The organism is Halomonas sp., from assembly GCF_034520545.1.
Taxonomy (GTDB): Bacteria; Pseudomonadota; Gammaproteobacteria; order Pseudomonadales; family Halomonadaceae; genus Halomonas.
Map to the genome: position 1 here is coordinate 185,068 of NZ_JAXHNN010000015.1, position 21,735 is coordinate 206,802.

The following is a 21,735-nucleotide window of genomic DNA, read 5'->3' on the forward strand; positions in this document are numbered from 1 at the left end:
CTTAGCTTTGTGGCTATACCCCGATCATCACCCGACGTGGAGTTCGGCAATGAGTCTCAAAGTGGACAGGGACAGCATGGCATTCACCTTCAAGGGGGGGATGCTGCCGATGACGGTCATGGAGCTGACCAGCGCCGATCCCGAGCGCATCCGTGAACAGCTTGCCGGCAAGCTCAGCCAGTCTCCGGCCTTCTTCCAGCATACCCCGGTCGTTCTCAACGTCGAGAAGCTCGATGAGCCGCATCTGGCCCTGGAGCGCATCTGTGCGGTATGCCGGGCTCACAAGCTGCTGCCTGTGGCGGTGCGCGGTGGTCCGGACCCGGTCAAGCAGTCGGCATGGGCCCTGGGGCTGGGCTGGTTCCCGCCCCAGGAGGTTTCCCGCCCGCGTCCCCTGGAGAGTGTCGCCGGTGAGGGCGACGCCGACGACGAGATCGCAGAGTCGTTAGAACCTTCAGAGCCGCCGGGGGAGATCGTGGCGCCTGACGCGCTGCCTGGCACCACGGCGGGTGGTCGAATCTACCGCGGTACAGTGCGCTCCGGCCAGCAGGTGACCGCTCCCGAGGGCGACCTGGTGGTGGTGGGGTCGGTCAATGCCGGCGCCGAAGTGCTCGCCGCCGGCAGCGTGCATGTCTACGGTGCTCTTCGCGGTCGTGCCCTGGCCGGGATCCATGGCGATGCCCAGGCCGGTATCTTCTGTCGTGAGCTGCATGCCGAGCTGCTCTCGGTTGCCGGCAATTACAAGCGTCTCGAGGATGTCGATCTGCGACTATTGGGCACCCCAGTGCAGGTCCGTCTGAGCGACGATCAATTGGGTATCACGCCATTGAGCTGATGCCGATTTGGCATGGCAAAAGCGAGTTCACCACCATTCCCTTTCATCATCACAAGACAGGATGCGACACTTGGCCAAGATCATCGTTGTGACCTCCGGCAAGGGTGGGGTCGGCAAGACAACCAGCGCAGCTGCCATCGCCACAGGGCTGGCGCTGCGTGGCAAGAAGACCGTGGTCATCGACTTCGACGTGGGGCTGCGTAACCTCGACCTGATCATGGGCTGTGAGCGCCGTGTGGTCTACGACCTGGTCAACGTGATCCAGGGCGAGGCGGGTTTGAATCAGGCGTTGATCCGCGACAAGCGGGTCGACAACCTGCATATCCTGCCGGCCTCCCAGACCCGCGACAAGGATGCCCTGACCCTGGAAGGCGTCGAGAAGGTGCTCGATACCCTGAACAAGGATTTCGACTTCATCATCTGCGACTCTCCGGCAGGCATCGAGCGCGGCGCCCAGTTGGCCATGTACTTCGCCGACGCGGCGATCGTGGTCACTAATCCCGAGGTCTCTTCGGTGCGCGATTCCGACCGCATCCTCGGTTTGCTGGCCTCCAAGACCCGCCGCGCAGAACGTGGCGAGGATCCGATTCAGGAGCACCTGCTGATCACCCGCTACAACCCGAGTCGTGTCGACCTGGGCGACATGCTCAACCTGGAAGACATCCGCGAGATTCTGGCCATTGATCTCCTCGGCCTGATCCCGGAGTCGGAAGCCGTGTTGCGGGCGTCCAACCAGGGGGTGCCGGTCACCCACGACGATGACAGCGACGCCGGTCAGGCGTATGCCGACACCGTGGCCCGCCTGCTGGGCGAGGAGGTGCCTCTGCGCTTCCACGAGTACCAGAAGAAGGGCCTGTTGAGCCGCATGTTTGGAGGAGTCCGCCGGTGAAGTTGCTCGAATTCCTGAAGCGCGAGCGCAAGAAGTCCGCGTCGGTCGCCAAGGAGCGGCTACAGATCATCGTGGCCCATCAGCGTACCCAGCGAGGGCAGCCGGATTACATGCCGCTGCTGGAGAAGGAACTGCTGGAAGTGATCCGCCGCTACGTGCAGATCGATGACGATGCGGTCAATATCACCCTCGACAGCGAGGACAACTGCTCGGTGCTGGAGCTCAATGTGACCCTGCCCAAGTCCTGAACGGACAGCCCTGAGCGTCTGCGAAGACAGCCCAGAGCGTCTAGGAAGATAGCTCCGGGTCCGGGTAGATAATCCTGCTGAGTCTGGCAAGAGTTTGGCGGCTGAGTCGAACATGGGCCTGTGCTAGGCTGGAGGCCGTGAATTCACGCCTTTCGGAGAGCTCCCGCCCATGGCGCAGTCCCCCGCCCCGCAGTCCTTCCTGTGGCATGACTACGAAACCTTCGGCGCCGATCCGCGTCGTGATCGGCCCTCCCAATTCGCGGCCATACGCACCGACGCCGACCTCAACGAGATCGGTGAACCTCTCGAGCTCTTCTGCAAGCCGTCCGATGACTTCCTGCCCCACCCTCAGGCCTGCCTGATCACCGGCATCACGCCTCAGCAGGCCCGCCGCCATGGCCTGCCAGAGGCGGAGTTCGCCGGCGTGGTCGAAGCGGTCATGAGCGAGCCGGGCACCTGCGCCCTGGGCTACAATAATCTGCGCTTCGACGACGAGGTGAGCCGTCATCTCTTCTACCGCAACTTGCTCGACCCTTATGCCCGGGAGTGGCAGAACGGCAACTCGCGCTGGGACCTCATCGACGTGGTGCGTGCCTTCCATGCCCTGCGCCCCGAGGGCATCGAGTGGCCGACGCGCGACGATGGTGCGCCGAGCTTCAAGCTGGAACACCTGACGGCCGCCAACGGCATCGCCCATGTGGGGGCCCACGACGCCCTGGCCGATGTCCGCGCTACCATCGCCCTGGCGAGGCTACTGCGCGAGCGCAACGGCAAGCTCTTCGACTACCTGCTGGGGCTGCGCGGCAAGCGGGCCGTCGCCCGGCAGCTGGACCTGCGCGGGTGCAAGCCGGTGCTGCACATCTCGCGGCGCTACCCGGCGAGTCGTGGTTGTAGTGCCCTGGTGATGCCGCTGGCCGAGCATCCCTCCAACCCCAATGGAGTCATCGTCTTCGATCTCTCCATGGACCCGGCCCCGCTGCTGGAGCTCACCCCGGAGCAGATCCGCGAGCGAGTCTTTGTCAGTAACGATGACCTGGCGGAGGGGGCCGAGCGCATTCCACTGAAAGTGATCCACCTCAACAAGTGTCCGGTGCTGTTTCCGACCAGTGCCCTCAAGGATGTGGAGGGGCCGCACAAGGGAGAGTATGGTGCGATCGTCGAACGCCTGGGGCTGGACCTGGCCGCCTGCCGGGAGCACTGGAAGCTGCTGTCGAGTCGCCCTGAGGTCGCCGCTCGGGTTGCCGAGGTCTTCGCCGCACCGCATCCCGAGCCACCGCACGATCCGGACCTGATGCTCTATGCCGGGGGGTTCTTCTCGCCAGCGGATCGCCAGCAGATGCAGCAGGTGCGCGAGACCGACCCCTGGGATCTGGTGGGCGCACGCTTCGCCTTTCAGGACCCGCGTCTCGAGGAGATGCTGTTCCGCTACCGGGCCCGCAGCTATCCGGAGACGCTGGAGAGCGAGGAGCAGGCACGCTGGGAGGTCTTCCGCTGGGAGCGCATGAACGATCCGGCCGTTGCCGGCATGACGCTCAAGGGATTCGCTCGGGAAATTGAGCGGCTCAATGGCGTCTCGTTGTCCGACCGTGACCGGCAGATTCTCGAGGAGCTGGTGATGCACGTTGAGGCGATCATGCCACCTCAGGCCTTCGACGCTTGAGAGCCGAGGGGCGCGAGGCTGAATCGGTCATGGGGCTAATCCGGCGGCAGGCCCCGGAGCGCCGGACCGTCGAGGAGGCGCTGTGAACCCCTCCCTGGGCGCTACCGACGCCATCCTTGGCGTAGGACCTCCTCTTCGGCCTGCCCCCGGCGCCCCTTACTCCTTATCTCTCACTCCTCAGGCAGCGGTTCCAGCTGACGGCTCAGGGCGAGTACGTCACTGGGTTCGTCACCCGGGTCGAAGTTGACTCGTGCCACGGCGTCCTCGCGAAGCGCCGGCCAACTTTCCTGCAGTTCCTTGGCGGTCACGGTCAGGGCCCGCTCGGCGAGGCGGCGATGGCGGTCGAAATCGGTGTCACCATAGGCGAGTGCGCGCCACAGGCGGTTGGTGCGCCCGGAAAGGCTGGTGTCGCGCTGCATCAACTGGTCGTGCACGGCCTGGCGGTAAGTGGCCAGGTCGTCATCGTCGAGCGCTGCGAGTCGCTCGGCGAAGTCGTCCAGGAAGACATCGATGCGGGCCTGGATTGCCTCGCTTTGCGTGTCGGGGGACTGCACCAGCAGGCTGATTCCGGGGGCATCGAGCATCGGCGAGTAGCCGGCGTTGACCACGTAGCCGAGCTGTTCCTCGGTGCGTAGCCGCTGGTAGAAAGGCGTCTCCAGCAGTTGGCCCAGCACCGCCAGGCGTGCCTGGCTGTCGAGCGAGCGGTCCGGCCCCTGAAGGTAGCGCAGCACCAGTGACTCCTCCCGGGTGGTGGCCGGGGTCAGTGTCGGCAGGTCGTTCGCCTGTAGAGGGACGAGATCCGGGATCTTGTCGGCTGCGAGGGATGGAGAGAGCGCCTCGGCGACCAGCCGGGCCTCACGTTCGGCGAGGGCGGCGTCGAGGTTGCCCACGGCCATGGCCTCCAGACGTAGCTCGGCCAGGAAGCGCTCGCGAAACTCGCGCAGGGCCTCGACGTCGAGTTCCCGGCTCGCCTCGAGCAGGGCCTGGGTAGGCCACTGGGGGCGTACCAGGGCCTCGGACAGGGTGCGGTGGGCCTGCCGGTAGAGGGCATCCTGGGGGGCGTTGCGCCATTCGCGCTGCAGGCGATAGTTCACCCGGTCGAAGCTTGCCGCCTCGATTTCGCCCTCCTGCAGCTGGGCGAGCACCCGGGCGATCAGTCGATCCTGGCGGTCCCGCCAGCCGGAGAATGACAGGGTGATGCCTCGGGCGTGGGCATAAGCCTCGACATCATGGCCGGCCAGGCGTGCCGGGTAGAGGGTCTCGTTGAGGCTATCGCCGAGCCAGCCGGCGAGCAGGCGTGACAGGGCTGCCTCGCGAGCCTTCTGACCGGCGGCGGGGTGCTGCAGGCTGAGGCGCCACTCCACCTTGGGGGTGGTAAAGGTGGCATCCGCCTTGTGCCAGAAGGTGAAGCCCGTTTCGTCGAGCCGCTTCTCCGGGACCTCATCGTGGCGGTCGAGCAGTTCGAAGTCCTCGGCGATGTAGGGGTTGGGCTCGGGCAGTGCGAGGCCCGCCAGTGGCTCAGCCTTACTGCTCGCTTCGACCTCGCGCCACGGCGCATCGAACCAGGGTGAGATCATATCGCCTTCGACCTCCGGACCGCTGTAGAGCCGCAGCAGCCTGTCGGAACCCAGGCCGTCGAGCCAGCGGAAGATCTGGTCGCGGTCGTAATCCTCCATCAGGTAGGGCGCAACATTGACGTCTTCCAGCGGATAGCGAGACAGGTTCATGGCCAGCCGCATGGCATCGCTTTGCGGGGAGCCGTGTTGCTGGAAGCGGAACTGCTGGTCAGCCAGGCGCGCCTGCTCCTCGTAGCGCCAATCTGCCAGGCCGTCGTTCCGGATCTGTTCGATCTTCGCGAACAGGCTGGCCTGGATGCGGTCGAGGTGCTCGGCGCCGTCCGGGGTCAGACTGATGTCCACCGTGAACAGGGCATGGCGGCCATCACCGCGGGTGACGCCGGCGGAGAGGCCGTCGGCCCAGCCAGCCTCGCGCAGCACCGCGAGCAGGCTGCCCTCGCCCTCGTGACCGAGCAGGTTAGCCAGGTAGTCGGCTGGCTTGTGGCGGTAGGCCTGCTGGGGGTCGGGCACCGGGAAAAGGAAGCTGATCCGCTGGCTGTCGCGCACCGACTGCATCTCGGCCGCGCGGGGTAGTGTCTGCTCGTTCACCAACGGCGTCTCGATGACCGGGCGGGAGAGGCCCCGGGCGGGTATCTCGGCGAAACGCTCGGTGATCATGTCTTCCAGCTCATCGAGGGGCTGGGGAGCCACCACCGCCAGGTGCATCACGTTGGCTCCGTAATGGTCCTCGTAGAAGGCGATCACACGTTCGCGCAGGCTCGGTTCACCTTCGGGGCGGTCGGCCAGTGTCTCGCGGCTGCCCACCGAGAAGCCGGTGGTGGGGTGCTCGGGATTGAGCAGCTGGTCGAGGACGTCCGAGGTGCGTCGCCCGTCGTCGCGGATGCGGGCTTGGTACTCGGAGTGCACCACGTTGCGCTCGCTCTCGAGGCGGTCGGCGTTGAATAGCGGGGCAACGAAGAAGCGGCTGAAGCGGTCCAGGGCGCCGGGCAGGGCGTCGGGCTCGATGTCGAAGAAGTAGTTGGTGTCGTGGGGAGCGGTGAAGGCATTGTGGCCACCGCCGTGGCGCGACAGATAGGCCTGGTAGGCATCCGACTCGGGATACTCGTCGGTGCCCAGGAACAGCATGTGTTCGAGGAAGTGGGCCAGGCCGGCCAGGTCCTCCGGGTCCTGGGCGCTGCCCACACCGACGTTGAGCGAGGCGGCGGCGCGGTCAGCCTCGTCATCACTGACCAGCAGCACGCTCAGGCCGTTGTCCAGGGTCAGGGCCCGGTAGTCGCGGTCGTCGTGCGGGCTCACCCGTGGCGAGACGACCTCATCGACGGCCTCTGCCGGCGCGGGTGCCTCTGCCCAGGCCGCCTGGCTGGTCATCAGGGCCACGGCCATGGCGAACCAGGCGAGCAGTCGGACCGATTGGTGCAAGGGGACAGACAAGGGCTGTGTCATCATCACTCCTGTGGGACGGGGTGGCGCAGCATGGGCCCGGTGGGGTGGGCGCAGGCCGGATCCTGGTTGGCCGGGTCATTCACTCGTCTTGATACCGGGAAAGCGCCCAAGAGTTCCCTCGGCGCGGGTGTGAGCAGCGCCTGTGCTTCGGCCAGCGGTGTCTGCGGGTCGAGCCAGCGTCGGGCATTCTCGGGGGCAATCACCGCCGGCAGGCGGTCGGTGAGCGGGAGGAGCAGCCCCTCCGTAGGCACTGTGATCAGCGCCATGGAGTCATTGTATTCGCTCAGGGTGGTATGGAAGCGGCACCAGAGCCCCGCCAGCAGCAGCGGCCCTCGGTCGGCCCGAGTCACCAGGAAGGGCTGCTTGAAGCGCGGCTCCTGCTTCCACACATAGACGCCGCTGGCCGGCACCAGGCAGCGGCGAGCGCCGAAGGCCTCGCGAAACATGGGGCGGGTCGTGAGCGCCTCGGCCCGGGCGCAGTGGGGCGCGTGGTCGAGCACTTTCAGCCAGGGGGGCGTGAGTCCCCAGAAGGCGTTCGCCAGGCGCGGCCGGCCCCCTTCCAGGCGGACGATCGACAGGGGGCGCCGTGGGGCCAGGTTGGGGCCGGTGATCAGTATGGTCTCGGCGACCAGCTCGGGCAGCACGTGCTCGAGCTCGAGGGGGGCGATGTACAGTCGGCCGGCCATGGGATCTCCGCAGTGGTGGAGCGCCAGGGTAACCAAGTCGACATGGTGTGGGAAGCGCCGAGCAGGCGGCGATGCTGTCAACAGCTTGCATCGCCATCCGTGTGGGATATTCTGTCGAAAACAGTGTTCGATGAGAGTATCCTTGGCCGCCCATCCCGCGATGCCAGTCACTACCTTGCGAGGAACTCGATGGCCCGTCCCAGACAGCATGCTCCCGAGGCACTCCATGCCCAGGTCATGGCCGCATGCGATGCCTGGCTGCAGGAGCACCCGGCCCACATGCTGTCGCTGCGTGCCCTTGCCCGGGAGGTCGGCTGTGCGCCGAGTACCCTGCTCAAGCTCTACGGCAGCTTTGGCAACCTGTTGCAGCACGTCAACATCGAGACACTGGCGCGCTTGCGCGGGGAGATCGAACCACTGCTCGCCGATGTTGCTCCCGAGGAGCGGCTCAAGGCATTGGCCAGGGCCTACTGGCAGTTCGCCCGTCAGGATGCCTATCGTTGGCAGCTACTGTTCGACTACCCCCTGGCCCAGGAAGGGGAGCTGGACCAGCGCCAGAACGAGATGATCGAGGGCCTCTTCCTGCGCGTGGAGGCAACCCTCAAGGAGTATCAGCCTGCGCTGGACGACCTCGAAGCGCGGCGGCTGAGCCGCACCCTATGGGGTAGTGTCCATGGCCTGGTCCAACTGGGGCTCAACGAACGTCTCGGGCACTGGCAAGGCGAGCCGCTCGAGGTGCGCGAACTGCTCGATCAGCTGCTCTCGACCATCCTGGCCGGCCTCCGGCAGCCGCCTGGCGTGGCATGATGGCCCCCTGGCTATGGGGTGTCACGGGCCTGGCAGTGGTAGCGGGGAGCTGGCGAGTGGCCAGCTCGCCCAGGCCCTGCCTGCGCTGGCTGGTCTTCATGCTGGTCCACATCGTCTATCGTTTGCGTTTCCGCGGTCGACACCAGATTCCACCGACTGGTCCGGCCATCGTCGTCTGCAATCATGTCAGCTTCATGGATGCGCTGGTGGTGGGCGGGGCAAGCCCCAGGCCGCTGCGCTTCCTGATGGACAAGCCGATCTTCGATTCGCCCTGGCTCAACTGGCTGTTCCGCCTGGTGGGTGCCATTCCCGTGGACGCCGACCGTCGTGATCCGGGCAGTGTGCGTCATGCGCTGACCGAGGTCAGCCGTGCGCTGCGCCAGGGTGAGGTGGTGATGGTGTTCCCCGAGGGCCGTTTGAGCCCGGATGGCGAGGTGCATCCCTTTCGTCGCGGTCTCGAACTGATACTGGCGCGAGACGCGGTGCCGGTGGTGCCCGCTGGGATTGCTGGCCTCTGGGGGTCCTGGACCTCTAATTATGGCGGTAAGGCGCTGACCAAACCGCCCCGGCGTTTCCGGGCGCGTGTGGCACTGATCTTCGGTGAGCTTATTCCGCCCGCCGAGGCAAATCGGCACAACGTAGAGGCCCGGGTGCGCGCGATCAAGGTCGAGGCCGACAGTTGGATCGACAGCGGACAGAAGTAGGGATCAGCCGCGGCGCGCGGGGCGACGAACCGGCTGCCAGCAGCGTGCCGCAGTGATCAGGTTGTCGCGAACCTCGAGGATCTCCATGCGCACGTTGCCGATCTGCAGGCAGGCCGGGCCGTCGGGGAAGGACTCAAGGTGTTCGAGGATCACGCCATTGAGAGTCTTGGGGCCATCCGTGGGCAGCTGCCAGCCCAACGCTTTGTTGACGTCGCGGATGTTGGCGGTGCCATCGATCACATGGCTGCCGTCCTCCTGAGGGTGAATCTCCTGATTCAGGCCCGCCACGTCGGTGGTGAACTCGCCGACGATCTCTTCGAGGATGTCTTCCAGGGTGACCAGTCCCTCCACGTCACCGTACTCGTCCACCACGATGCCGATGCGCCGCTTCTGTTTCTGGAAATTGAGCAGTTGGGTGTGCAGAGGGGTCGACTCGGGGATGAAGTAGGGCTCGCGGGCCTCCTGGACGATGGCGGCCTTGGTCACTTCTCCGCGGGACAGGAAGCGCGCGGCATTACGCAGGTGGAGCATGCCGATGATGTTGTTGATGTCGCCCTTGTAGACCGGTACTCGGGTGTGCTGGCTGGTACGTATGCGGGCTAGGATCTCTTCCAGGTCGTCATCCAGATCGAGGCCCATCACTTCGTGGCGCGGCACCATGATGTCGTTCACGGTGACGTTCTCGAGGTCGAGGATCGACAGCAGCATCGCCTGGTGGCGGTGCGGGATCAGAGTGCCGGCCTCGTGGACCACGGTGCGCAGCTCGTCGCGGGTCAGGTTGTCGGCCCCTCCGTCGATGTTCCTTACTCCCAGCAGGTGAAGCAGACCGTTGGAAATCGCGTTGACCAGCCATACCAGCGGATAGAGCAGCTTGAGCAGCGGCTCGAGCACCAGCGAGGCGGGGTAGGCGATGCGCTCCGGCCTGATTGCCGCATAGGTCTTGGGGCCCACCTCGGCGAAGATAAGGATCACAATGGTGAGGATCAGCGGGGCGATGGCCGGGCCGGAGACTTCGCCGAAGAAATGAATGGCGAGCACCGTGGCAATCGCCGCGGCCAGGTTGTTGACCAGATTGTTGCCGATCAGGATCACGCCGATCAGCCGGTCGGGCCGGGCTAGCAAGCGCATTACCCGCTGAGCGGGGCGTTCACCGCTGTTCGCCTGATGGCTCAGGCGGTAGCGGTTGATCGACATCATCCCGGTCTCGGAACTGGAAAAGAAGGCAGAAAGACAGACGAGTAGGAACAGCAGGCCGAACAGCAGTCCCAGCGGGAAGTCGTCACTCAAGTCGAAGGGTCCTCACAGGCGTATCAGGCTCGAGTTGTAGGGGGTCAATCACCCGGTGTCAAGGCGCTTGCCGGGGTCAGCCGCGGTCGAGCAGTATCTCCAGTACGAACTTGCTGCCGAAATAGGCCAACAGCAGCACCAGGCAGCCGCCCAGCGTCCAGCGGACCGCACGCATGCCCCGCCAGCCCAGTCGATGGTGGCTGAACAGCAGGGTGGCAAAGATCACCCAGGCGGCCAAGGAAAGGATCGACTTGTGGGCCAGGTGCTGGGCGAACATGTTGTCGAGGAACAGGAAGCCACTGACGATCGACAGGGTCAGCAGGATCATGCCGGCCCAGATCAACTCAAAGAGTATTCGCTCCATGGTGGTCAGTGGCGGCAGGGACTGGACCACGCCACGGATGTGGTGGTGACGCAGGGCCTGATTCTGGATGCCGAGCAGCACCGCCTGGATGGCGGCGATGGCCAGCAGCGCGAAGGCCAGCGCGGAACTCAGGGCGTGCAGGGCGATCCCCGGGGTCATGCCGGCCCCGCGCTCAGGGCTCGGCAGGCCGACGGCCAGCAGCAGGGTCAGGCCGGCCAGCGGCAACAGGCCGGTGGCGACATTGAGGACGGGCTTGATGAGGCTGACTGCCAGCAATACAAGCACGGCCAGGCCGCTGGCCAGCACTGCGCTGGTGGAGAGTCCGGGTAGCAGGGAGTTGCCCCGGGCCAGCAGGGTGGCGGCCAGAGGCAGGTGGCAGAGCAGGCCGAGCAGGCCCAGGCTGCGAACCAGCATGGCGCGTGGCGGCACCCGGCGGAGAAGGGTCAGCCCCTGCCAGGAGGCGGCTCCCAGATAGAAGATGAAGGCCATGACGGCAAGTGATAGCGGCTGCATCGATCGCTGTCCGTGCGCCTGCGCCAGCGCCTGGTAGTATTGAATGGTGTTGTCACTATACCGAATCCGCTGGGCCACGCACAGCGCGGCAGCGTGTCGCGCCGAGGCGCGAATGCCCGCCATGCATGGAGACTGGCGGCCACAGGGCGTATAATTTTCGACCATTGCAGGGAGCTCTCGGCCGATACCGGCTCGGCTCCCCGGCCATTGTCAGTGGAGAGGCCCGATGTTCCAGAACCTAAGCGAGCGCCTGTCCCAGACGCTCAAGTCGATCAAGGGTCAGGCGCGCCTGACCGAGGACAACGTCAAGGATACCCTGCGCGAGGTGCGCCGGGCGCTGCTCGAGGCCGACGTGGCCCTGCCGGTGGTCAAGGCGTTCATCGACCGCGTACGCGAGCGCGCCGTTGGCCAGGAGGTCTCCCAGAGCCTCTCCCCGGGTCAGCAGTTCGTCAAGATCGTCCAGCAGGAGCTCGAGGCGATCATGGGCGAGGCCAACGAGGGTCTGACCCTCAAGAGCGCCCCCGCCGTGGTGCTGATGGCGGGTCTGCAGGGCGCGGGCAAGACCACCTCGGTGGCCAAGCTGGCGCGTTACCTGCTCGAGCGAGAGAAGAAAAAGGTGCTGGTGGTTTCCGCCGACGTCTATCGGCCGGCGGCCATCGATCAACTGGAGACCCTGGCCCGCGAGGTCGAGGTTGACTTCTTCCCGTCGCGCTCCGATCAGAAGCCCGTCGATATCGCCAAGGCGGCCATCAAGCACGCAAAGATCCAGTTTCATGACGTGGTGATCGTCGACACAGCCGGTCGCCTGGCCATCGACGAGGCGATGATGGCCGAGATTCAGGCGCTGCATAAGGTCGTGGTGCCCGACGAAACGCTGTTCGTCGTCGATGCCATGACCGGCCAGGATGCTGCCAATACCGCCAAGGCCTTCCACGAAGCGCTGCCACTGACCGGGGTAATTCTCACCAAGGCCGATGGTGACGCCCGCGGTGGGGCGGCGCTCTCGGTGCGCCACATTACCGGCAAGCCGATCAAGTTCATGGGGGTGGGCGAGAAGGTCGATGCCCTTGAGCCCTTCCATCCGGACCGCGTGGCCTCGCGTATTCTCGGCATGGGTGACGTACTGTCGCTGATCGAGGAGGCCGAGCGCACCGTCGACAAGAACAAGGCCGAACAGCTGGCCAAGAAGGTCAAGAAGGGCCAGGGCTTCGACCTCGAGGACTTTCGCGACCAGCTCCAGCAGCTCAAGAAGATGGGCGGCATGGGCGGCCTGATGGGCAAGCTGCCGGGCATGGGCCAGATGGCCGAGATGGCCCAGGGCCCGGGCCCCGAGAAGGAGATGGGCAAGCTGGAGGCGCTGATCAACTCCATGACTCCCCAGGAACGCCGCAAGCCCGAGATCATCAACGGTTCGCGCAAGCGGCGCATCGCTGCTGGCGCTGGCCTGCAGGTGCCGGACCTCAATCGCCTGCTCAAGCAGCACAAGCAGATGCAGAAGATGATGAAGAAGGCGGGGCAGAAAGGCGGCATGCAGAAGATGATGCGCGGCATGTCCGGCATGATGGGTGGTGGAGGTCCGGGTGGCCCCGGTGGCATGGGTGGTCCCGGCGGCATGGGTGGCCCTGGCGGTATGCCCCGGCGCTGAGCCAGCCTGCCGCGGGCGGCTCCCGCAAAAAGGTTTCCAAGTCGTGGGGTTTTCCGTAGAATGTTGCCTCCTCACTGGCAGGACCGCGATTGACGCGGCCATCGTCGTGACCGAATGACCCGAAGCCGGGCCGTCGGCCTGCTTCCCGTGACAGATCGTCGAGGGGCCAGCAGGGTTCGGCACCTCGGCCGAAACATCCGCAACTTCAACCGAAGGATAATCAACGCATGGTTACCATTCGTCTGGCACGTGGTGGCGCCAAGAAGCGTCCCTTCTACCATCTCGCCGTGACCGATTCTCGCAAGTCCCGCGACGGCCGTTTCATCGAGCGCCTGGGCTTCTTCAATCCTGTGGCCCGTGGCCAGGAAGAGCGCCTGCGCATCGACCTGGAGCGCATCAGCCACTGGCAGAGCCAGGGTGCCCAGCTCTCCGATCGCGTCGCCGAGCTGGTCAAGGAAGCCCGCAAGCAGGCCTGAAGGGCCTGACTTGTCTGCCGTAATGGTCCAGGGGTCGTCGATGAGCGAACAGGCGCAAGCTCAGCCTGACGACGATCATGTGGTGCTGGGCAAGTTGACCAGTCCCCACGGCGTAAAGGGCTGGTTGAAAGTGTATTCGTACACCAGCCCCATGGACGGCATCCTCGACTATGCATCCTGGATGCTGCGCCAGGGGTCGTCGCTGACCCGGGCGAGCCTCGTGCAGGGGCGTCGCCACGGCAAGGGGCTGGTGGTCCAGCTCCATGGTGTCGATAGCCGCGAGGCGGCCGAAGCGCTGGCCGGCGCGGATATCCTGCTGCCCAAGGCAGAACTGCCCGAGCTCGACGCTGATGAGTACTACTGGCATCAGTTGGAGGGGCTTCGGGTAGTGACCCGCGAGGGGCTGGCGCTGGGGCGGGTCGGCTACCTGTTCGAGACCGGCGCCAACGACGTCATGGTGGTCAAGGGCGAGGCCGATGAGGGCATCGAAGCCCGCGAACGGTTGTTGCCCTACCTGCCCGGCGAGGTGGTGCTGGAGGTGGATCTCGAGACCGGCGTGATGACCGTCGACTGGGACCCCGAATTTTGATGTCCGGCTCGACCCCGGCAGGATCGGCGATGTGGATCGGCGTGGTGTCGCTGTTCCCCGAGATGTTCGAGGCGATCACTCGCCATGGCGTCACGGGCAGGGCGGTTGACAAGGGGCGCATTGCGATCGAGTTCTGGAATCCCCGGGATTTCGCCACCGATCGCCATCGCACCGTGGACGATCGCCCCTATGGCGGTGGCCCGGGGATGCTGATGAAGGTCGATACCCTGCGCTCGGCTATCCACGCTGCCCGTGAACGGGCCGAGGTGGCCACCGGGGAACGGCCGAGAGTCATCTACCTGTCGCCTCAGGGTCGCCGCCTGGACCAGCCGGGCGTGCAGGAACTGGCGTCGGGCCCGCCCCTGGTGGTAGTGGCCGGACGCTATGAAGGCATCGATGAGCGGGTGGTCGAAGCCGACATCGATGAGGAGTGGTCGATCGGAGACTATGTGCTCAGCGGCGGCGAGCTGCCGGCCATGGTGCTGATCGACGCGGCGGCAAGGCTGGTGCCCGGTGTGCTGGGCCATCAGGACTCCGCGGTCGAGGACTCCTTCAACGACGGATTGCTGGACTGTCCGCACTACACGCGTCCGGAAGAAGTCGACGGGCGGCGGGTGCCGGATGTCCTGCTCAGCGGCCATCATGGTGCCATCCGGCGCTGGCGGCTCAAGCAGTCCCTGGGGCGGACCTGGCTCAGGCGTCCCGACCTGCTGGAAGGCAGGGCGTTGAGTGCCGAGCAGCACGAGCTGCTCGAGGAGTTCATCGAGGATTACGCGCTGTCCGGCAGGTAGGGCAGCGCGGAGGTGCAGGACGCCACGACCCCTGAGTGGGCGGCGGACCTGTGTCACCAACGGCATTCCCGCGCTCTCGAGCTCGATTCGAGCGCCGGGATCACGATTCGCCGGCGACACAAGCCGACCGGCGCATCAGGTTATCAAGGAGTCAATGTCATGAGCAGCAAGAACAAGGTGATCCAGGCGCTCGAGAGCGAGCAGATGAGCAAGGAAATCCCGGTCTTCGCCCCCGGCGATACCGTGGTCGTCCAGGTCAAGGTCAAGGAAGGTGCCCGTGAGCGCCTCCAGGCCTTCGAAGGCGTCGTCATCGGCAAGCGCAACCGCGGCCTGAACTCGGCTTTCACCGTGCGCAAGATCTCCCACGGTGTCGGCGTCGAGCGGACCTTCCAGACCTACAGCCCGCTTGTCGACTCTATCGCGGTCAAGCGTCGCGGTGACGTTCGTCAGGCCAAGCTGTACTACCTCCGTGAGCGCAGCGGTCGTTCTGCCCGCATCAAGGAAAAGCTGGCCTGAGGCGAGCGCCTCCGCCGGCCCGTGGTGCCGGGCCTCAGGCCTCGCACCCCTTGCGAAACCCCGTCACCGCTGCCGCGGGGCGGGGTTTCGTTCTGCTGGGGCATGTCCGGGAGCCGTATGGAAACCACCATGGATGCGGGTATGCTGGTCGACGCCTTCCTCGACGGCCTGTGGCTGGAGCGGGGTGCAAGCGACAATACTCTGGCTGCCTACCGCCATGACCTGACCGCCTGGCAGGCGCACCTCGAGAGCGTCGACCAACGATTGCTGGCACCGGCCGGCACGGCGTTGCCGGCCTGGCTCGACAAGCGTCGCGAAGCCGGTTACAGCCTGCGCAGCAACGCCCGTTTGCTCTCCAGCCTGCGCGGGTTCTACCGTTGGGCGCTGGCTGAGGGGGTCGTCGACCACGACCCGCTGGCCGAGGTGAGGCTACCCCGGGTACGTCCCTCGCTTCCCGATACTCTTGAGGAGTCAGAAGTGGAGCGATTACTCGCGGCTCCGGACCTTTCCACCGATCTGGGTCAGCGCGACCGGGCGATGCTCGAGGTCCTCTACGGGGCCGGGCTGCGGGTCAGCGAACTGGTCGGGCTGACTACCGATGCCGTCAATCTGCGCCAGGGCGTGGTCCGTGTGCGTGGCAAGGGTGACAAGGACCGCCTGGTGCCACTTGGCGAGGAGGCCGTGGTGTGGCTGACGCGCTACCTGCGAGGTGCTCGCGGTGCACTGATGGCCGACATTACCCGGCCGGCGCTGTTTCCCGGACGCAGCGACCGCTGCCTGACGCGTCAGGCCTTCTGGCACCGCATCAAGGCCCATGCGCGCACCGCCGGCATCGACCGACCGCTGTCCCCTCACACTCTGCGCCACGCTTTCGCCACCCATCTGTTGAATCATGGGGCCAACCTGCGTGTCGTACAGCTGCTGCTTGGTCACAGCGATCTTTCGACCACGCAGATCTATACCCATGTGGCGCAGGTGCGACTGGAAGCCCTGCATGCCGACCATCATCCTCGAGGCTGAAACATGAGACGATCGATCCTTACCTTGGGCGGCGGACTGTTCGCCGCCTCCCTGGCACTGATACCTGTCGCACACGCCGATCCGGCCGAGCAGCTGGCCGAGACACTCACGGTCAATGGCCAGTCCATGCCCGTGGAGCGCGTGCGCGAAACACCTCTAGAGGGCTTCTTCGAGGTCAGTCTGGAGAGCGGTGAGACCTTCTACAGCAACGCCGAGGGCAGCCACTTCCTCGTCGGCGACCTTTACGAGAACGGCGAGGGCGGCCTGGTCAACCTCACCGAGCAGGGGCGCAACGCTGAGCGCAGCGAACGTCTCGCCGCGGTGCCGGAGAGCGAGCGGGTTGTCTTCCGCGGTACCGGCGAGCCTCGCGCCACGCTCGTGGTCTTCACCGACACCACCTGCCCCTACTGCCGGCAGCTCCATGACGAGGTGCCGCGCCTCAACGAGCGGGGCATCGAGGTACACTACCTTGCCTTCCCGCGCAGCGGTCTGGGTTCACCGGGGGGTCGCGAGCTGCAGCAGGTGTGGTGCGCCGACAATCCGTCCGAGGCCATGTCCGCGGCCAAGCGCGAGGAAGCGCTGTCGAATGCCGCCGACTGCGACAATCCGGTCGAGGAACAGTATCATCTGGGCATGGAGTTGGGTGTCCAGGGTACGCCGGCGATCGTGCTGCCCGACGGCCGCCTGGTGCCCGGGTATGTGCCGGCGGAACGCCTGGCCGCCATGCTCGGCCTTAACGAGTGAAGACCGACGTCGATGAACGCCGGCATAACGGGCCCGGACGGGCCCGATCAACGCTAAGACACACGCCAGAACGAGGGGAATGACATTGAAACCGGTGAGAGTGGGAATCTGTGGCCTGGGGACCGTCGGTGGCGGAACCTTCAACGTGCTGACACGCAATGCCGATGATATCGCCCGGCGGGCGGGGCGCCCGATCGTCATCGAGCAGGTGGCCTTCCGCAGCCTCAATCCCGAATGTGACATCACCGGCATAAAGACCACTTCCGACGTCTTCGAGCTGGCCACCAACCCCGACATCGACGTGCTGGTCGAACTGATCGGCGGCTACGATGTGGCCCGCGAGCTGGTACTCACCGCCATCGAGAACGGCAAGCACGTGGTCACCGCCAACAAGGCGCTGATCGCCGTACATGGCAACGAGATCTTCAAGGCCGCCCACGAGAAGGGCGTGATCGTAGCCTTCGAGGCGGCGGTGGCCGGCGGTATACCGGTGATCAAGTCGCTGCGCGAGGGTCTGGGCGCCAACCGTATCGAGTGGGTGGCCGGCATCATCAACGGCACCGGCAACTACATCCTGACCCACATGCGTGAAGAGGGGCGTGCCTTCGAGGACGTGCTCGCCGAGGCCCAGGCGCTGGGTTATGCCGAGGCAGACCCAACCTTCGATGTCGAGGGTATCGATGCCGCCCACAAGCTGACGATACTGGCCTCCATCGCTTACGGCGTGCCACTGCAGTTCGACAAGGCTTACACCGAGGGCATCTCGCGCATCACTGCCGAGGATGTGGAGCAGGCCGACAACCTGGGCTACATCATCAAGCACCTGGGCATCTCCAAACGCACCGAGGCAGGGCTCGAGCTGCGCGTGCATCCTACCTTGATTCCCAAGGAGCGGCTGCTGGCCAGCGTCTATGGTGTCAAGAACGCCATCGCCATCATGGGCGATGCCGTGGGGCCGACCCTCTACTACGGCGCCGGTGCCGGTGCAGAGCCCACCGCCTCAGCAGTGGTCGCCGATCTGCTGGACGTGGCACGCGACATCACCACCGATCACCACTATCGGGTCCCCTATCTGGCCTTCAGCGGGATCGGCGAGCAGGAGAGCGACCTGCCGATCATGCCCATGGAAGACATCGTCACCGCCTACTACCTGAGGTTGCTGGCGGTGGACCGCCCCGGGGTGCTGGCGCGGGTAGCGACGATTCTCTCCGAACAGGGCATCTCCATCGAGGCCTTGATCCAGAAGGAGGCCAAGGAGGGAGAACTGGTGCCGATCATCCTGCTGACCCACTGTACCCGCGAGAAGCAGATGAACGAGGCGATGCGCCTGATCGAGTCGCTGGCCGATATCGCCGGCCCGGTCACCCGCATCCGGGTGGAAAGTCTCGACGAGCAGGAGTGAGCCATGCGCTATATCAGCACCCGTGGGCAGGCGCCTGCGCTCTCCTTCGAGGAGGTCGTGCTCACCGGCATGGCCAACGATGGTGGCCTCTATGTGCCGGAGGAAGTCCCGACGCTTTCCCATGAAGATCTGGCCGATATGGTCGGGCTGTCGTACGCCGAGATCGCCTTCCGGGTCATGAAGCCCTACGTCAACGGCGAAATCGACGACGCGACCTTCCGGGGCATCGTCGAGGAGGCCTATGCCACCTTCAGTCACGACGCCGTGGTGCCGCTCAACCAGCTCGATGCGAACCACTTCCTGCTCGAACTGTTCCATGGCCCGACGCTGGCGTTCAAGGACGTGGCCCTGCAACTGCTCGGCCGCATCCTCGACCACTTCCTGGAGAAGCGCGGCGAGCGAGCCGTCATCATGGGGGCGACTTCGGGTGATACCGGCTCGGCGGCCATCGAGGGCTGCCGGCACTGCGACAACCTCGACATTTTCATTCTGCACCCCTACCAGCGGGTCTCGGAGGTGCAGCGCCGCCAGATGACCACGGTGCTGGCCAACAACGTCTTCAATGTCGCCATCGAGGGCAACTTCGATGACGCCCAGGCCATGGTCAAGGCGAGCTTCGCCGACCAGGGCTTCCTGAACGGCACTCGGCTGGTGGCGGTGAACTCCATCAACTGGGCGCGCATCATGGCGCAGATCGTCTATTACGTTGCCTCGGCTGTGGCACTGGGTGGACCGCACCGCCAGGTGAGCTTCTGCGTGCCGTCGGCCAACTTCGGCAACGTCTTCGCCGGCTACATGGCCAAGCGCATGGGACTGCCGGTCAAGCAGTTCATCATCGCCACCAATGCGAACGATATCCTGCACCGCACTCTGACCGACAACGATTTTTCCAAGCAGGAGCTGGTCGCCACGCTCGCCCCCTCCATGGACATCGTGGTGTCGTCCAATTTCGAGCGTCTGCTGTTCGAGGCCTACGAGCGCGATGGGGCGGCGGTCAATGCCCTGCTCGAGCGCTTCCAAGCAGAACCGACGGCTCTGGCTGAAGCGCCGCTAGCCAGGCTGCGCGAGTCCTTCGCCAGCCACAGCGTGGACGACGCCACTATTCTGGAGGTGATTCGCGAAGCGCATCACCGTACCCAGGAGGTTCTCGACCCGCACACCGCCACCGGCTACCGTGCGGCCGAGCAGGAGCGGGCCGATGCCGCGACGCCGGTGATCACCCTGGCCACGGCCCACCCGGCCAAGTTCGCCGACGCGGTGGTCAAGGCCGGCTTCCCTGGCGTCCCGCTGCCGCCGCACATGGACGACCTGCTGGAGCGCGAGGAGCGCTACACCGTGTTGCCTGCGGAGCTCTCTGCCGTGCAGCAGTTCGTGGCCGAGAACCGGCGCTGAAGCTGAAAGCTAGAAGCGAAAAGCTGGAAGCGAGAGGTAGCGAGGGGCGCCGGGGACAGGCCTGGAGGGGGTCCTATGCCATGGATGGCATCGGTAGCGCCCAGGGAGGGGGTCACAGCGCCCCCGAACAGGCCTGTCGCCGGGTCAGCCCCGAGCGGGCATCAGGCGTCAGCGGCGCTTAGGCCTCATGAAGCCTGTCCCCGGCGCCCCTCGTTAGGCACAGCGGCAATGCACCGACGTGCCGATGAATACGAATCACAGGAGCCGGGCTTGGACGCTTTCAGCGACCCCATAGATCTCCATCAGCGCCTGAGGCCGCAGATCCTGCCGCGGCCCCGCGACGCCGACCTCTACGCCCGCGCCCAGCGCGAAGGGCTCTCCGAACTCCAGGCCCGGGTGCTGGCTGGGCGGCTTGCCGGCTATCAGGGCGAACTGGCGCCGCTGGTTTCTCCCAGCCTGCGCCATCTGGCCCACCCCGAGAGGCTCGCGGACGCCCGGCGTGCGGCCGAACGCATCGCCCAGGCGGTGGTGGACGGCGAGCACATCGGCATCCTCACCGACTACGACGTGGACGGCATCACCTCCCACGTGGTGATCCGGCGCACACTGGTCGAGCTCTTCGGCGTACCCGAGGCGCACCTGCACAGCCTGATCGGCCACCGGATTCACGACGGTTACGGCATCAGCCTGCCGCTGGTGGAGCGCACCCTGGCGCTCTCGCCGCGCCCGAGCCTGGTGATCACCGCCGACTGCGGAAGCTCCGATGAGCCGCGCATCGCCCGTCTACAGGCCGCCGGCATCGAGGTGGTGGTCAGCGACCACCACGCCCTGCCGCTGGAGGGACCGCCGGCCTCGGCCTACGCCGTGGTCAACCCCACCCGCGACGACTGCAGCTACCCTGACGCGACCATCGCCGGTTGCATGGTCGCATGGCTGATGATGTCGTTGGCCCGGCAGGTGCTGATCGAGTGGGGTGTACTGCCCGAGGCCACACCCAAGCTCTCGCCCTGGCTCTCCTATGTGGCGCTGGGCACGGTGGCCGACTGCGTCTCGCTGGGCGGCAGCGCGGCCAACCGAGCGGTGGTGACCCACGGCCTGGCGCTGATCAACCGCATGGAAGCCGCCTGCTGGCGGGCCATGGCCGAGCGGCTGGGGGCCGACAGCGTGCCCTTCGACGCCGAGACTCTGGCCTTTCAGATGGGGCCCCGGATCAACGCCCGTTCACGCCTCGACGATCCCTATGCGGCACTGCACTACATGCTCGCGGCGGACGACGCCACGGCGGCGCGACATCTGGAGACGCTGGATCAGGACAACCAGTCGCGCAAGGCAATCGAGGCCGACATGGCCGAGGAGGCCAAGGCTCTGGCCCTGCCGGCCCTGACCGCCGACGAGCCCGCCATCGTTGTCTTCCTGGAAGACGGCCATCCGGGCGTGCAGGGCATCGTCGCCTCCCGGCTGGTGCAGGCCTTCGGACGGCCGGCTCTGGTACTGACCCCAGCAGCGGCGCCCGGCATGCTCACCGGCTCCGGTCGCTCCATCGAGGGGCTGCACCTGCGCGACGCCCTGCAGCGGACCTTCGAGCTGGCGCCCGAGGCGCTTCCACGCTTCGGTGGCCACCGCGGCGCCGCGGGCGTGGGGGTGCCCCGCGAGCACTTGGCGACATTCCGTGCAGCATTCCTGCAGGCGGTGGGCGAGCAGCTGGGCGAGACGGAGCTTTGTCCGCGGATCTTCACCGACGGCGAACTAGCGCCCCATCAGCTCGGTCTTGCCACCCTAGACGAGCTCGAGCGGCTGGGGCCCTATGGCCGCGAGTTCGATGCCCCGCTGTTCCAGGGCGAGTTTCTGGTCGAGGCCCTGCGTCCGGTGGGGGCCGACGGTAGCCACCTGATGCTGGAGCTTTCCACCGGGGCGGTGAGCCTGAAGGCCATCTGGTTCCGTGCCCTGTCGCCCGGCGAGAGTCCGGCCTTTGGCGTCGGCGATGCGTTGCGCTGCGCCTTCAAGCTCAATCGCAATCGCTGGCGAGGCCGCGAGACGCTCCAGCTGATGGTCGAGCACGCCGAAGCCGTCAAGGGTTGAGGTGATGGGCGGCCGCCGCTAGGCGCGCCCACCTAGGCGGCCCCCCAGAACCACCAGGCGATCAAGGCGAT

At 65.9% G+C, this 21,735-nt stretch carries 20 protein-coding genes; 16 read left to right on the forward strand and 4 right to left on the reverse strand.

All coding sequences use genetic code 11. The annotated features are described in order from the left end of the window. The first annotated feature begins 49 nt into the window (after window positions 1–49). The 4 genes from minC (at window position 50) to sbcB (ending at window position 3,629) form a co-directional block, all read left to right on the forward strand. Window positions 50–832, forward strand: a complete 783-nt coding sequence (gene minC, locus U5L98_RS16935; protein WP_322559431.1) for a septum site-determining protein MinC — start codon at window positions 50–52, stop codon at window positions 830–832. 70 nt (window positions 833–902) lie between these two features. Next, window positions 903–1,721 (forward strand): septum site-determining protein MinD, encoded by an 819-nt coding sequence (minD, locus tag U5L98_RS16940; RefSeq protein ID WP_322559432.1) that lies wholly within the window; start codon window positions 903–905, stop codon window positions 1,719–1,721. Further along, window positions 1,718–1,969: a cell division topological specificity factor MinE gene (gene minE, locus U5L98_RS16945; protein WP_151443507.1), complete on the forward strand. Its 252-nt coding sequence runs from the start codon at window positions 1,718–1,720 to the stop codon at window positions 1,967–1,969. The genes minD and minE overlap by 4 nt, the downstream gene beginning before the upstream one ends. Before the next feature lie 169 nt (window positions 1,970–2,138). Beyond that, complete coding sequence (sbcB, locus tag U5L98_RS16950) at window positions 2,139–3,629, forward strand: exodeoxyribonuclease I (protein WP_322559433.1); 1,491 nt, start codon at window positions 2,139–2,141, stop codon at window positions 3,627–3,629. 170 nt (window positions 3,630–3,799) lie between these two features. On the opposite strand, the gene U5L98_RS16955 is transcribed toward sbcB, so the two are convergent. Together U5L98_RS16955 and U5L98_RS16960 are read right to left on the reverse strand one after the other, a co-directional pair. Beyond that, the gene (locus tag U5L98_RS16955; RefSeq protein WP_416208274.1) at window positions 3,800–6,649 is read right to left on the reverse strand and encodes an insulinase family protein; all 2,850 of its coding nucleotides are present in this window, start codon (window positions 6,647–6,649) and stop codon (window positions 3,800–3,802) included. Between the two features lie 2 nt (window positions 6,650–6,651). Continuing rightward, the gene (locus U5L98_RS16960; RefSeq protein WP_322559435.1) at window positions 6,652–7,335 is read right to left on the reverse strand and encodes an SOS response-associated peptidase; all 684 of its coding nucleotides are present in this window, start codon (window positions 7,333–7,335) and stop codon (window positions 6,652–6,654) included. 189 nt (window positions 7,336–7,524) lie between these two features. On the opposite strand from U5L98_RS16960, the gene U5L98_RS16965 reads away from it, so the two are divergent. Further along, complete coding sequence (locus U5L98_RS16965; protein ID WP_322559436.1) at window positions 7,525–8,142, forward strand: TetR-like C-terminal domain-containing protein; 618 nt, start codon at window positions 7,525–7,527, stop codon at window positions 8,140–8,142. Further along, window positions 8,142–8,846, forward strand: coding sequence for a 1-acyl-sn-glycerol-3-phosphate acyltransferase (locus U5L98_RS16970; protein WP_322559437.1), 705 nt, complete (start codon window positions 8,142–8,144; stop codon window positions 8,844–8,846). The genes U5L98_RS16965 and U5L98_RS16970 overlap by 1 nt, the downstream gene beginning before the upstream one ends. 3 nt (window positions 8,847–8,849) lie before the next feature. Here U5L98_RS16970 and U5L98_RS16975 read toward each other — a convergent pair whose 3' ends face one another. Both U5L98_RS16975 and U5L98_RS16980 read right to left on the reverse strand, forming a co-directional pair. Beyond that, window positions 8,850–10,133: an HlyC/CorC family transporter gene (locus tag U5L98_RS16975; RefSeq protein WP_322559438.1), complete on the reverse strand. Its 1,284-nt coding sequence runs from the start codon at window positions 10,131–10,133 to the stop codon at window positions 8,850–8,852. 76 nt (window positions 10,134–10,209) lie between these two features. Next, a complete protein-coding gene (locus U5L98_RS16980) occupies window positions 10,210–11,010 on the reverse strand; it encodes a cytochrome C assembly family protein (RefSeq protein WP_322559439.1) in 801 nt (266 codons plus the stop codon). 226 nt (window positions 11,011–11,236) lie between these two features. On the opposite strand from U5L98_RS16980, the gene ffh reads away from it, so the two are divergent. From ffh to recJ, 10 genes are all read left to right on the forward strand, one after another. Continuing rightward, entirely contained in the window at window positions 11,237–12,655 is a 1,419-nt protein-coding gene (ffh, locus tag U5L98_RS16985; protein ID WP_322559440.1) for a signal recognition particle protein, read from the forward strand. 227 nt (window positions 12,656–12,882) lie between these two features. Further along, the gene (rpsP, locus tag U5L98_RS16990; RefSeq protein WP_151443516.1) at window positions 12,883–13,131 is read left to right on the forward strand and encodes a 30S ribosomal protein S16; all 249 of its coding nucleotides are present in this window, start codon (window positions 12,883–12,885) and stop codon (window positions 13,129–13,131) included. A gap of 40 nt (window positions 13,132–13,171) precedes the next feature. Next, complete coding sequence (rimM, locus tag U5L98_RS16995) at window positions 13,172–13,720, forward strand: ribosome maturation factor RimM (RefSeq protein WP_322559441.1); 549 nt, start codon at window positions 13,172–13,174, stop codon at window positions 13,718–13,720. Window positions 13,721–13,749: 29 nt separating this feature from the next. After that, a complete protein-coding gene (gene trmD / locus U5L98_RS17000) occupies window positions 13,750–14,511 on the forward strand; it encodes a tRNA (guanosine(37)-N1)-methyltransferase TrmD (RefSeq protein ID WP_322559464.1) in 762 nt (253 codons plus the stop codon). Window positions 14,512–14,670: 159 nt separating this feature from the next. Continuing rightward, window positions 14,671–15,027: a 50S ribosomal protein L19 gene (gene rplS, locus U5L98_RS17005; protein ID WP_322559442.1), complete on the forward strand. Its 357-nt coding sequence runs from the start codon at window positions 14,671–14,673 to the stop codon at window positions 15,025–15,027. Window positions 15,028–15,156: 129 nt separating this feature from the next. Further along, the gene (gene xerD / locus U5L98_RS17010) at window positions 15,157–16,047 is read left to right on the forward strand and encodes a site-specific tyrosine recombinase XerD (RefSeq protein WP_322559443.1); all 891 of its coding nucleotides are present in this window, start codon (window positions 15,157–15,159) and stop codon (window positions 16,045–16,047) included. 3 nt (window positions 16,048–16,050) lie between these two features. Continuing rightward, window positions 16,051–16,791, forward strand: coding sequence for a DsbC family protein (locus tag U5L98_RS17015; RefSeq protein ID WP_322559444.1), 741 nt, complete (start codon window positions 16,051–16,053; stop codon window positions 16,789–16,791). A gap of 85 nt (window positions 16,792–16,876) precedes the next feature. Further along, window positions 16,877–18,193: a homoserine dehydrogenase gene (locus U5L98_RS17020; protein ID WP_322559465.1), complete on the forward strand. Its 1,317-nt coding sequence runs from the start codon at window positions 16,877–16,879 to the stop codon at window positions 18,191–18,193. 3 nt (window positions 18,194–18,196) lie between these two features. Next, window positions 18,197–19,585 carry a threonine synthase gene (gene thrC, locus U5L98_RS17025; protein ID WP_322559445.1) on the forward strand — a complete coding sequence of 463 codons (1,389 nt, stop codon included), beginning with the start codon at window positions 18,197–18,199 and terminating at the stop codon, window positions 19,583–19,585. Between the two features lie 270 nt (window positions 19,586–19,855). Next, the gene (gene recJ, locus U5L98_RS17030) at window positions 19,856–21,664 is read left to right on the forward strand and encodes a single-stranded-DNA-specific exonuclease RecJ (RefSeq protein WP_322559446.1); all 1,809 of its coding nucleotides are present in this window, start codon (window positions 19,856–19,858) and stop codon (window positions 21,662–21,664) included. The last annotated feature ends 71 nt before the right edge of the window (window positions 21,665–21,735 follow it).

Excerpts from the sequence above, each read along its gene's own strand:
- minC (WP_322559431.1), top strand. The coding sequence starts at position 50 with ATGAGTCTCAAAGTGGACAGGGACAGCATGGCATTCACCTTCAAGGGG.
- sbcB (WP_322559433.1), top strand. The coding sequence starts at position 2,139 with ATGGCGCAGTCCCCCGCCCCGCAGTCCTTCCTGTGGCATGACTACGAA.
- U5L98_RS16955 (WP_416208274.1), bottom strand. The coding sequence starts at position 6,649 with ATGACACAGCCCTTGTCTGTCCCCTTGCACCAATCGGTCCGACTGCTC.
- U5L98_RS16960 (WP_322559435.1), bottom strand. The coding sequence starts at position 7,335 with ATGGCCGGCCGACTGTACATCGCCCCCCTCGAGCTCGAGCACGTGCTG.
- U5L98_RS16965 (WP_322559436.1), top strand. The coding sequence starts at position 7,525 with ATGGCCCGTCCCAGACAGCATGCTCCCGAGGCACTCCATGCCCAGGTC.
- U5L98_RS16970 (WP_322559437.1), top strand. The coding sequence starts at position 8,142 with ATGGCCCCCTGGCTATGGGGTGTCACGGGCCTGGCAGTGGTAGCGGGG.
- U5L98_RS16980 (WP_322559439.1), bottom strand. The coding sequence starts at position 11,010 with ATGCAGCCGCTATCACTTGCCGTCATGGCCTTCATCTTCTATCTGGGA.
- ffh (WP_322559440.1), top strand. The coding sequence starts at position 11,237 with ATGTTCCAGAACCTAAGCGAGCGCCTGTCCCAGACGCTCAAGTCGATC.
- rpsP (WP_151443516.1), top strand. The coding sequence starts at position 12,883 with ATGGTTACCATTCGTCTGGCACGTGGTGGCGCCAAGAAGCGTCCCTTC.
- rimM (WP_322559441.1), top strand. The coding sequence starts at position 13,172 with ATGAGCGAACAGGCGCAAGCTCAGCCTGACGACGATCATGTGGTGCTG.
- trmD (WP_322559464.1), top strand. The coding sequence starts at position 13,750 with ATGTGGATCGGCGTGGTGTCGCTGTTCCCCGAGATGTTCGAGGCGATC.
- rplS (WP_322559442.1), top strand. The coding sequence starts at position 14,671 with ATGAGCAGCAAGAACAAGGTGATCCAGGCGCTCGAGAGCGAGCAGATG.
- xerD (WP_322559443.1), top strand. The coding sequence starts at position 15,157 with ATGGATGCGGGTATGCTGGTCGACGCCTTCCTCGACGGCCTGTGGCTG.
- U5L98_RS17015 (WP_322559444.1), top strand. The coding sequence starts at position 16,051 with ATGAGACGATCGATCCTTACCTTGGGCGGCGGACTGTTCGCCGCCTCC.
- thrC (WP_322559445.1), top strand. The coding sequence starts at position 18,197 with ATGCGCTATATCAGCACCCGTGGGCAGGCGCCTGCGCTCTCCTTCGAG.